General features: G+C 67.3%; 12 protein-coding genes. 6 read left to right on the forward strand and 6 right to left on the reverse strand.

All coding sequences use genetic code 11. The features are described 5' to 3' along the window. Positions 1-287 precede the first annotated feature (287 nt). Positions 288-719 (forward strand): hypothetical protein, encoded by a 432-nt coding sequence (locus XcodCFBP4690_RS21655; protein WP_104544324.1) that lies wholly within the window; start codon positions 288-290, stop codon positions 717-719. A gap of 239 nt (positions 720-958) precedes the next feature. On the opposite strand, the gene XcodCFBP4690_RS22850 is transcribed toward XcodCFBP4690_RS21655, so the two are convergent. From XcodCFBP4690_RS22850 to XcodCFBP4690_RS21665, 3 genes are all read right to left on the reverse strand, one after another. Then, positions 959-1,114 (reverse strand): alpha/beta fold hydrolase, encoded by a 156-nt coding sequence (locus XcodCFBP4690_RS22850; RefSeq protein WP_167394748.1) that lies wholly within the window; start codon positions 1,112-1,114, stop codon positions 959-961. A gap of 209 nt (positions 1,115-1,323) precedes the next feature. Next, the gene (locus tag XcodCFBP4690_RS21660) at positions 1,324-1,875 is read right to left on the reverse strand and encodes a pseudouridine synthase (protein ID WP_104544343.1); all 552 of its coding nucleotides are present in this window, start codon (positions 1,873-1,875) and stop codon (positions 1,324-1,326) included. A 108-nt stretch (positions 1,876-1,983) separates the two neighbouring features. Further along, a complete protein-coding gene (locus XcodCFBP4690_RS21665) occupies positions 1,984-2,838 on the reverse strand; it encodes a class I SAM-dependent methyltransferase (protein ID WP_104544326.1) in 855 nt (284 codons plus the stop codon). Between the two features lie 233 nt (positions 2,839-3,071). Between XcodCFBP4690_RS21665 and XcodCFBP4690_RS21670 the strand changes: the two genes are divergently transcribed. The 4 genes from XcodCFBP4690_RS21670 (at position 3,072) to XcodCFBP4690_RS21685 (ending at position 6,612) form a co-directional block, all read left to right on the forward strand. Continuing rightward, positions 3,072-4,046 (forward strand): aldo/keto reductase, encoded by a 975-nt coding sequence (locus tag XcodCFBP4690_RS21670; RefSeq protein ID WP_104544328.1) that lies wholly within the window; start codon positions 3,072-3,074, stop codon positions 4,044-4,046. A 91-nt stretch (positions 4,047-4,137) separates the two neighbouring features. Further along, on the forward strand, positions 4,138-5,166 hold the full coding sequence (locus XcodCFBP4690_RS21675) for an NADP-dependent oxidoreductase (protein WP_104544330.1): 1,029 nt from the start codon (positions 4,138-4,140) through the stop codon (positions 5,164-5,166). A gap of 65 nt (positions 5,167-5,231) precedes the next feature. Continuing rightward, positions 5,232-6,035, forward strand: coding sequence for a 2,5-didehydrogluconate reductase DkgB (gene dkgB, locus XcodCFBP4690_RS21680; protein ID WP_104544332.1), 804 nt, complete (start codon positions 5,232-5,234; stop codon positions 6,033-6,035). Positions 6,036-6,309: 274 nt separating this feature from the next. Beyond that, positions 6,310-6,612 carry a hypothetical protein gene (locus tag XcodCFBP4690_RS21685; RefSeq protein WP_104544334.1) on the forward strand — a complete coding sequence of 101 codons (303 nt, stop codon included), beginning with the start codon at positions 6,310-6,312 and terminating at the stop codon, positions 6,610-6,612. A 160-nt stretch (positions 6,613-6,772) separates the two neighbouring features. Here the strand turns inward: XcodCFBP4690_RS21685 and XcodCFBP4690_RS21690 are convergent, their stop codons facing one another. Beyond that, a complete protein-coding gene (locus XcodCFBP4690_RS21690) occupies positions 6,773-7,189 on the reverse strand; it encodes a hypothetical protein (protein WP_167394749.1) in 417 nt (138 codons plus the stop codon). Between the two features lie 217 nt (positions 7,190-7,406). Between XcodCFBP4690_RS21690 and XcodCFBP4690_RS21695 the strand changes: the two genes are divergently transcribed. Then, positions 7,407-8,204, forward strand: a complete 798-nt coding sequence (locus tag XcodCFBP4690_RS21695) for a DUF2884 family protein (protein ID WP_104544338.1) — start codon at positions 7,407-7,409, stop codon at positions 8,202-8,204. Between the two features lie 124 nt (positions 8,205-8,328). Here the strand turns inward: XcodCFBP4690_RS21695 and XcodCFBP4690_RS21700 are convergent, their stop codons facing one another. Further along, positions 8,329-9,030, reverse strand: coding sequence for an alpha/beta fold hydrolase (locus XcodCFBP4690_RS21700; protein WP_104544340.1), 702 nt, complete (start codon positions 9,028-9,030; stop codon positions 8,329-8,331). 175 nt (positions 9,031-9,205) lie between these two features. Then, a complete protein-coding gene (locus tag XcodCFBP4690_RS21705) occupies positions 9,206-9,634 on the reverse strand; it encodes an organic hydroperoxide resistance protein (protein WP_104544342.1) in 429 nt (142 codons plus the stop codon). Between the last annotated feature and the right edge of the window lie 203 nt (positions 9,635-9,837).

Genomic DNA, 9,837 nt, shown 5'->3' on the forward strand with positions numbered 1-9,837 from the left:
TCATCGGAGACGTCGGTCGGATAAGGGCGTGGTGGCTTCATCCGCATACGATAGCCGCGAAAGCCTCAAGTTCATAACACGCTCTAATGTCCCGATGGGAAAAAGGACCTTCAACGTCGACACCGGTGAAGTTTCAGACCTCCGTCGCTTGCGGGACAAGCACCCATCGCAGCGGTGCGTAGCGTCCTTCCTAACCGCGAGCCAAACAGCGCCCGATCCCGCTAACACCGTCTATACGCACAAGCCCACAGACTGCGTCCCACGTACTCAGAAAGGAAACGCCCCCAATGAGCAAGCTGACTGTCATCACCGAACGCGCCCTGGAGCGTGCCCTGGAACTGGCAGGCAATGCCGGCGACCATCTGCGTCATGCCGCCTCCAATGCTGGCGACCAGGCCCGCCATGCGGGCAGCAGCCTGCGCAGCTTCGGCCCCGGTGCCAGCGAGTGGCTGAAGACCGGCGCCGCCCTGGGCGCAGTGCGCACCGGCGGCAAGGTCGCCAGCAAGCTGGTCAAGCGCAACCCGGCCGTCACGGTGGCTGCCGCCGTCGCAGGCCTGGGCCTGATCGGCTATGCCGTCTACCGCAAGCGTCAGCGCGATCAGCAGACCCTCGGTGGCAACGTGCACCGCCTGGATCGCGAACACGCCAGCAATGCCAGCGCGCGTCGTGCGGCCTACCAGCGCCGCGCTGCAGTGACCCCGAGCGACGGCATCGAGTAACACGCCAGCTTCGCGCGTTCCCCCGACGCCACGGCGCCCTGCCGTGGCGTTTGTGTGTGTAACGCCTGTGTGTAACGCCCGCTTCGCCGCGCAGGATGGCTGTCTTGCCGTCCCGGTCAGTGGCGGCGGCAGGAGGCAGTGCAACACGGCGCCGCCGACGGAGTGGCCGACCACATGCACCTTCGGCGCACCGATGCCACGGATATAGGCGGCCACATGATGGGCTTGATCGAGCAGCGTCAGGCCGTCGAGATCGCGGTCGCGCTGTTGCCATAGCCGATGAGATCCGGCGCATGGACCTCCACACCCGCGAACCGGGCGAGGATCATCGGATCGCGGAGGTGGCCGAACAGCCCGTGTACGAGAACGATCGGCTGTGAGATGGGGAGCGTCATACAGCCGACTCCATGCGCGCGATGGCGTGGGCGCAACGCGTGCACCGATGCTCGTGCTTGAATCGGGCAACAGTCGCGCGACATCGGCAAATTACGCGGCCGTCTGCCGGGCACGCGCAGCGGCCGGAACACGCCGCCGGCGCGTGGCGGGCGCGCGCGGCGCGGCACCGGCGATTGCCAGCGCCCGACAGCACGGGCGGCAGGGAGCGCTAACGGCCCGCCGATTCCAGCTGGCGCCATTGTCCCGGTGCCAGGTCGTCCAGCCGATAGCCGCCGATCGCCACACGCACCAGCCGCAAGGTCGGCAATCCCACCGACGCGGTCATGCGCCGCACCTGGCGGTTGCGTCCTTCGGTGATGCGCAGCTCCAGCCATGCATCGGGCACGGTCTTGCGCACGCGCACCGGCGGATCGCGCGGCCATAGCTGCGGTGCCGGCTCCAGCCTGCGCACCTGCGCCGGCCGGGTGGGTCCGTCGTTGAGCAGCACGCCGTCGCGCAAGGCCTGCAGCTGCGCCGCATCGGGATCGCCTTCCACCTGCACCCAGTAGGTCTTGGGCTGCTTATGGCGCGGGTCGGTCAGCCGATGCGCGAGCGCGCCATCGTCGGTCAGCAGCAACAGGCCTTCGCTGTCGTGGTCCAGGCGGCCCGCCGCATACACATCGGCAGGCAGGCCGAATTCGGCCAGGGTGCGCTTGGGCGGTTGCGAGCGGTCGCTGAATTGCGACAGCACGCCGTGGGGTTTGTTCAACAGCACCAGCATGGACAGTCCGTTACGAAAGCGCCGCAAAGGCGGCTGCGCCACCATCGCAGCACCGCGCCGCAGCCTGCATGCCGTTCGCAGGTTGCGAACGGCATGCGGGCCCAGCGATCACTGCTTGACGAACTTCAGCGTCATGCGGTCGCTTTCGCCGATCGCCTTGTACTTGGCATCGTCGGCGGCATCGTGGTTGTTGCTCGGCGGCAGTGTCCACACGCCACCGGGATAGTCCTTGGTGTCGCGCGGGTTGGCGTTGAGCTCGCTCTTGCCGGCCAGTTTGAAGCCGGCCGCTTCGGCCATCGCAATCACCTGCGCCTGGCCCACGTACCCGCTCTTATCGTCGGCCGGCACATCGGCCTTGGCACGATGCTCGACCACACCGAGCACGCCGCCGGGCTTGAGCACCTTGTAGAAGCCGGCGAACATCGCCTCGGCAGTGCCGGCCATGCGCCAGTTGTGCACGTTGCGGAAGGTCAGCACTAGGTCGGCCGAGTTGTCCACGCCGAACGACGGCGACTTGGGCACATACGACACGAACGACGGCTTGCCGTAGATGTCCGGCTTGGCCTTGAACTTCTTTTCCAGCTCGTCGCGGGCGCGCTGGGCATAGTCGCGCGCGCCCCCCTCGGCAGCGGACGCCGGATCGACCACGGCCGCCACGTACTTGCCCTTCTGCCGCAGGTAAGGCGCCAGGATTTCCGAATACCAGCCGCCGCCCGGGGTGATCTCGATGACGGTCTGGGTGGGCTTGATGCCGAAGAACGCCAGCGTCTGGCCGGGATGGCGATACTGGTCGCGCTGCACGTACACGCGGTCGCGCCAGTTGCCGTCGATGGCAGCCTGCAGCGCGGCATCCGGCGCAGGCAGGCTGGCGCTGTCGGCCGGCTTCATCGCCATCGCCAGCGGCGCACTCATCGCCACCATGACACCCATCACACACGCACAGGCCAGCTTGTTGCCGATCATCGCAGCGCCCTCTTCCAGGTAAAAAGTAGCGCGAGCCTAGCATGCGGCCCACGGCCTGCCATGTGCCCGAATCGCAGCGCTCCACACCGACGCCTGCGACCGCGATCGCCGAGTTGTTCAAATCCTGTGAGCCGACCGCTGCGATCGGCGGAACGCTGAATCCACATCGGTGTCACACGCATCATCGGCACGCATGACTATCCTGTCGGCAGTTCGAATCAGGAGCATCCGTGATGACTCACCCCCGCGCACTTGGCCGCTCCGGCCTGCAGGTTCAACCCATCGTCTTTGGCGGCAATGTGTTCGGCTGGAGCGCCGATGAGGCGACCTCGTTCGCGTTGCTGGACGCCTTCGTCGATGCCGGCTTCAATCTGATCGACACCGCCGATGCCTACTCCGGCTGGGTGCCCGGCAACCGCGGTGGCGAATCGGAAACCATCATCGGGCGCTGGCTGGCACGCAGCGGCAAACGCGACAAAGTGCTGATCGCCACCAAGGTCGCCAAATGGAGCGAACACCCCGGGCTGTCGCCGGACAATATCGCCGCTGCCGTGGAGGATTCGCTCACGCGCCTGCAGACCGATGTGATCGATCTGTACCAGGCGCACGAGGACGACGAATCGATTCCGCTGGAAGCCACGCTGGCTGCGTTCGGGCGGCTGATCGAACAAGGCAAGGTGCGCGCGATCGGCGCGTCCAATTACAGTGCCGCACGCCTGCGCGATGCACTGGACGTCTCCGAACAGTACGCCCTGCCGCGCTACGAGAGCCTGCAGCCGGAATACAACCTCTACGACCGCGCCGGCTACGAAGCGGAACTGGAACCGCTGGTACGCGAGCGCGAACTGGGCGTGATCAGCTATTACTCGCTGGCCAGCGGCTTTCTCACCGGCAAGTACCGCAGCGCCGACGACGCCGGCAAGAGCAGCGCGCGCGGCGCCTCGGTGGTCAAGCAGTACGTCAATCCGCGTGGGCTGCGCATCCTGCAGGCGCTGGACGACCTGGCCGCCACCCATCGCGCAACCCCGGCGCAGATTGCGCTGGCCTGGCTGATCGCACGCCCGGGGCTGACCGCACCCATCGTCAGCGCAACCAGCGTGGACCAGTTGCACGACGTGCTGGCGGCTGCGCAGCTGTCGCTCAGCGCCGAGCAGATCGCACAGCTGGACAGCGCCAGCGCGCCGGAACCGGAACCGGCGGCGGCATAACGCACCGCCTCATCACGCACTCCCGCGCGCAGCCGCCCCGCGGCTGTGCGCCCATTGCCGCGCTCGCGCGGCACCGTTGCGAGGAACTCCCATGTCATCGATCACCAATCGCCGCATCGTGCTGGCCTCGCGCCCGCAGGGCGAACCCAGCGCAGACAACTTCCGCATCGAAGAGCTCAGCCTGCCGCCGACCGGGCACGACCAGATCCTGGTACGCAACCGCTTCCTGTCGCTGGATCCGTACATGCGCGGGCGCATGGACGACGGCCCCTCCTACGCCGCACCGGTGGCCATCGATGCAGTGATGGAAGGCGGCACCATTGGCGAAGTCATTCAATCGCATCATGCCGATTATCAGCCCGGCGATCTGCTCGTCCTGCCCGGCGGCTGGCAGACCCACACGCTGCTGACACCCGCCACACCGCTGCGCAAGCTGCCCAAGGACGACAGCCTTCCGCTGAGCACCGCGCTCGGCGTCTACGGCATGCCCGGCTTCACCGCGTATGCCGGCCTGCACGAAATCGGCAAGCCACAGGCCGGCGAAACGCTGGTGGTGGCCGCAGCCAGCGGGCCGGTCGGCGCCACGGTGGCGCAGCTGGCACGGCTGCAGGGCCTGCGCGTGGTGGCCATCGCCGGTGGCGAAGAAAAAGTGCGGTATCTGCGCGAATCGCTGAAGGTGGACGTGGCGCTGGATCACCGCGCCGACGACTTCGCCGAACAGCTGCGCGCGGCCACGCCCGACGGCATCGACATCTACTTCGAGAATGTCGGCGGCAAGGTGTTCGATGCGGTGCTGCCGCAACTCAACGATTTCGCACGCCTGCCGATCTGTGGCGTGATCGCCACCTACAACAGCCGCGGCCAGGCGCTGCCGGGCCCGGATCGCCTGCCCGAGTTCATGGGCCTGATCCTGCGCAAGCGCCTGACCGTGCGCGGCTTCATCCAGCACGATTTCATCCGTCTGATGCCGGCCTTCCTGCGCGAGATGGGTCAATGGCTGCGCGAGGGCAAGATCCAGTACCGCGAACACGTGCTGCACGGCCTGGACAGCGCCCCGCAAGGCCTGATCGACGTATTGCGCGGCAAGAACTTCGGCAAGGCCGTCGTCGCACTCGACTGACATCGCCTCGGCCACGCCGGGCGCGCGCGTCCACCAATCCCCAATCCCGTTACCCAAGGAACACAATGACTGTCCCCGCATTCGGCCTCGGCACTTTCCGTCTCAAGGACCAGGTCGTCATCGACTCGGTGCGCAATGCACTGGAACTGGGTTACCGCGCCATCGATACCGCACAGATCTACGACAACGAGGCGCAGGTGGGCCAGGCCATCACCGCATCCGGCGTGCCGCGCGATCAGCTGTACCTGACCACCAAGATCTGGGTCGATAAATTCGCGCGCGACGCGCTGATTCCCAGCCTGCAGGAAAGCCTGCGCAAGCTGGGCACCGACCATGTCGACCTCACCCTGATCCATTGGCCTTCGCCAAAGGACCAGGTGCCAATGCGCGAGTACCTGGAAGCCCTGGCCGATGCGAAGGCACAAGGGCTCACGCGCGCCATCGGCGTGTCTAATTTCACCATTGCGTTGATCAGGCAGGCCATCGACATCCTGGGCGCCGAGGCGATCGCCACCAACCAGATCGAGGTGCATCCGTATCTGCAGAACCGCACCCTGATCGCGTTCCTGCGTGAGCAGGGAATCCACGTCACCTCCTACATGACGCTGGCCGTGGGTGAGGTGTTGAAGGATCCGGTGATCCTGGCCATTGCCGCGCGCCACGCGGCCACGCCGGCGCAAGTCACGTTGGCCTGGGCCCTGCAGCAGGGCTATTCGGTGATCCCGTCTTCGACCAAGCGGGCAAACCTGGAGAGCAATCTCAAGGCGCAGGCGCTGCAGTTGAGCGAGCAGGACATGGCCGAGATCGCCGCACTCGATCGCGGGCAGCGCCTGGCCAATCCCAAGGCCATTGCACCCGATTGGGACTGACAACGCGCAACACCGCGCCACCACTGCGTGGCGTGAGTCGTCCGGCAGTGCACAGCGCAAGGAACGCCCGATTGGCCATGTACGCGCGTCGGGGGCGTCTGCCGAGCCCGTCTGATGGCAAGGCGATGGGACTACGGCGGTGCTGCTGCCGGCCCCATCCATGGCCCGACAGGCGCCAGCGTGCGATGACCGCTCGTCGTCGCACGCTGGTGAGCGAGGACAGGCGCTGCTACGGTGCCGGCACAGGGGTCGTCTGGCTCACGGAGTCCTGCCCATGCATCGCGCATCCGTTCTGACCCGCCGCGACATCGACGTCGACGCAGAGATCGCCTACTGGCGCGACGTGCACGCCGAAGGCCATCTGGGCGGCTACGATTTCGCCGATTACGCCCGCGTGCTGACCCTGGGCTACGACATCTACCTGGCCTACCCGCGCGCCACCGAGGCGCAGCTGTATCGCGTGCTGCAAGACGGGTATTACCACTACCAACCGGTGCTGTCGGTGCCGTGGGATCAGGCGCGCTGGATCGTGCGACATGCCTGGCGGCATATCGAAGAGGCCAGCGCGGTGCATTGAGCGTTGATCGAAGCCGCTGTCATTGGCGGCGGTGCAGTGGTACTGCGCAAGGCCCCCGGCTGCGCAGGGAGGCAACGGAGGCCGTGGGACGTCGTGGAACAGGCTGCCCGATGCCGCCTGCGCGTCGCCGGGGCGTCCGCACAGCCGTTGGTCGGCGTGCCTAGTTCAACTGCACCGGCGCCACTGCCTGCCGATCGATGCGGTGCTTTTCCGCCAGGGCCTGCATGCCCTGCAGCGTGGAGGCGATCAGGCTCGCGTAGCGCAACCGCCACAGCGTGGCGCGGTCGTTGTCGTCGTGGGTGCTGCCCAGTCCGTCCAGGACCTGCGGCAGGCGGCGGTCCGCCAGCGCCGAGGCGGCCAGATAGGGCTTGTCGGGCGCAATCACATCCACCGGCGCGCGCCAGTCGTTGGCGACCTGGCGGGCGATGCCGGCCAGGTGGGACAGCTGGTGCATGCCGATCAGCGTCTCGTGCAGCATCTCGCGGCACGCCCATTGCCACAGCGCCACCTTTTCCGACGGGTCCTGGGCAATTTCAGTCAGCGCCAGGTCCACCTTTTCGATACGTGAGTCGAGCATTGCTGAGCTCCGATGCTGCTGTGCAACATAATTCACACCATCGGCCGTGAGAATCAAGTGAGCCGGCCGTTCGAAAGATGTCAGCGTGCGGATGCTCGACCCGGTTCACGCTTCGGATGGACCGTGATCGGCTGGCACCGCCGGCCCCCTGACTTCCTGCCCATGCACTCTGCCTGGCCGTGCGTGATGCTGCAGTCCCCGTCCAGCGGCCACCCGCATGCGCCTTGTTCTCGTGCCGCTTGTGCTGCTGGTCACCTGCGCGGCGCATGCCGAGCCGGCCGCGCCGACACTGTCCTCCCGGCAATGCGCGGTGAGCACCTCCTACGACGTCCTGGCCGATGGCGGCGGAATCTGGCTGCGTCGCAAGCAGGGCGCGCCGCGCGAGATCTTCTTCCATGACGGCGAACTCAACGTGGACCGCCAGCCGCAGCCGGTCAGCGCCGCCGACGCGCAGCGCTTGCGCGAGCTCGAACAACGCACCCGCGCTTTGATGCCTGCGGTGACCTCCATTGCGCATTCGGTGGTGGACATCACCTTCGATGCACTGGGCGGGGTGGTGCACGTGCTGTCCGGCAGCGCGCGCCAGCAGCGCAAGGTTGAGCGGCTGCGGACCGGCGCGCTGGCGCAGGTCGATGCCAGCCTGGGACGCGGGCGCTGGGAGCAGGAGCTGTTCGATGCGCGTTTCGAAGCCAGCGTCGAGCGCGCTGCCGAGGGCCTGGCCGGCAGCCTGAGCCGCAGCGTGATGTGGACGGTGATGACCGGCCGTGCCGCGCAGCTGGAGCAACGGGGCGCCCAACTCGACACGCGGCTGGAACAGCAGATGCAGCAGCGCAGCCAGGCGCTGGAGGCACAGGCGCAGGCGGTGTGCGTGCAGGCGCAGGCGTTGTACGCCATCCAGCAGTCGCTGGACTATCGCTTTGGCGGCGAACCGCTGCAGATGCTGGAACTCACCCCGCCTGCGCACGGCGACGACGCGCCAGCAGCGGGCACCATCGTGGCCGCAACCGCGCAATAGGCGCAACGCAGGTGGGTGGGTTGCCGTGTGCAGTGGCGCCACGCGCAGGACTGCGTTGCAGATCCATGCGGGCACGCTTCACTGATGGCCTCACCAGATCGAACCCGGCCCCGTGCGCCGCCGCCTAGCGCAGCAGCCACTCCCGCAACGCCTGCGACACCGCCTGCGGTTGCTCCAGCGGCGACAGGTGTCCGCACATGGGCAGCTGCACCAGCTGTGCCTGTGGCGACAGTGCCGCCATTTCTTCATGCAGGGCCGGTGGAGTGATCGCATCGTCCGCACCGCACAGGACCAGCATCGGCCCGGCATAGGCGCGCAGCACCGCGCGGCCATCGGCGCGCTGCAGGCGGTTCTGGCGCAGGAAGACCTCAACGCCCAGCCGCTGGGTCATGCCGCGCACGCGCTCCAGCAGGGCCTCGTCCTGCCAGCGCGAGGGATGCACGTAGCGGCGCATCAGCCGTTCGCCGAATCCATGGAACGCGCTGCCGGCACGGACGCTGGCTTCCTGGCCACGCCGCTGCGCGATGCGCTCGGGCGTATCGGCACGCGCCGATGTATCCAGCAAGGCCAATCGCTCGATCCGCTCGGGCGCGATGCGCAGCAGTTCCTGGGCGACATAGCCGCCCAGCGAAAAACCGGCCAGCGCAAACCGTGCAGGTACCTGGTCGAGCAACTGCAAGGCCAGCGTACGCATGTCGTCGGCGCCGGTCAGGTCGCCGACCACGCACTCGGCAAGATCGGCCAGCGCGACGCGCTGCGCCTGCCACAGGTCGGCGTCGTTGAGCAGCCCGGGCAGCAACACGAGGGTGGGACGTGCTGCGCTCATGCGACGGCAGGTCCGGACGATGGCGGGACTGGTGACGGTGTCATCGCTGCAGTGTGCCGCGCCTGCACGGCCGACGAAATGGCCAAGGCCTCAATGCCAACGGCCCGACGCATGCGCCGGGCCGTTGGCTGACATCGCCGTGCGCATGGCGCATGGCGTACGGCACAGGCCCGCATCAGGCCAGGGTCAGGGTGACGTCGATGTTGCCGCGGGTGGCGTTGGAGTACGGGCAGACCTGGTGCGCCTTGTCGACCAGCGCCTGCAGTTCGGCCTTGTCCATGCCCGGCACGGCGATACGCAGTTCGACCGCGATACCGAACCCGCCCGGGATCTGGCCGATGCCGACGCTGCTGTCGATGCTCACTTCGCCCGGCAGCTTGAGCTTGTCCTGCGCCGAGACGGCCTTCATCGCACCGATGAAGCAGGCCGCGTAGCCGGCCGCGAACAGCTGCTCGGGATTGGTGCCATCGCCGCCGGCGCCGCCGAGTTCGCGCGGAGTGGACAGCTTGGCATCCAGCGCCTTGTCCGAGGACACGGCACGGCCTTCGCGGCCGCCGGTGGCAGTGGCGTGGGCGGTGTAGAGGATCTTTTCGGGTGAGGCCATGGTGGTTCTCCAGGGTTGAGCGCAGCGCGCGTTGAAGACAGTGAAGGGGGATGACTGCAGGTACGTGAGCGTCTGCGGTCCAGGGTGGATGTGCGGTGCCGCCGATGAACGGCTAGGTGTGATCTCTCAGTAGGTTGTTCATCCGGGGCCGATCTGGAAGATGGGGGTTACCACACCAACCCAGCCCCCAGGAGCCCCGGATG

This window comes from Xanthomonas codiaei, assembly GCF_002939785.1.
GTDB lineage: Bacteria > Pseudomonadota > Gammaproteobacteria > Xanthomonadales > Xanthomonadaceae > Xanthomonas > Xanthomonas codiaei.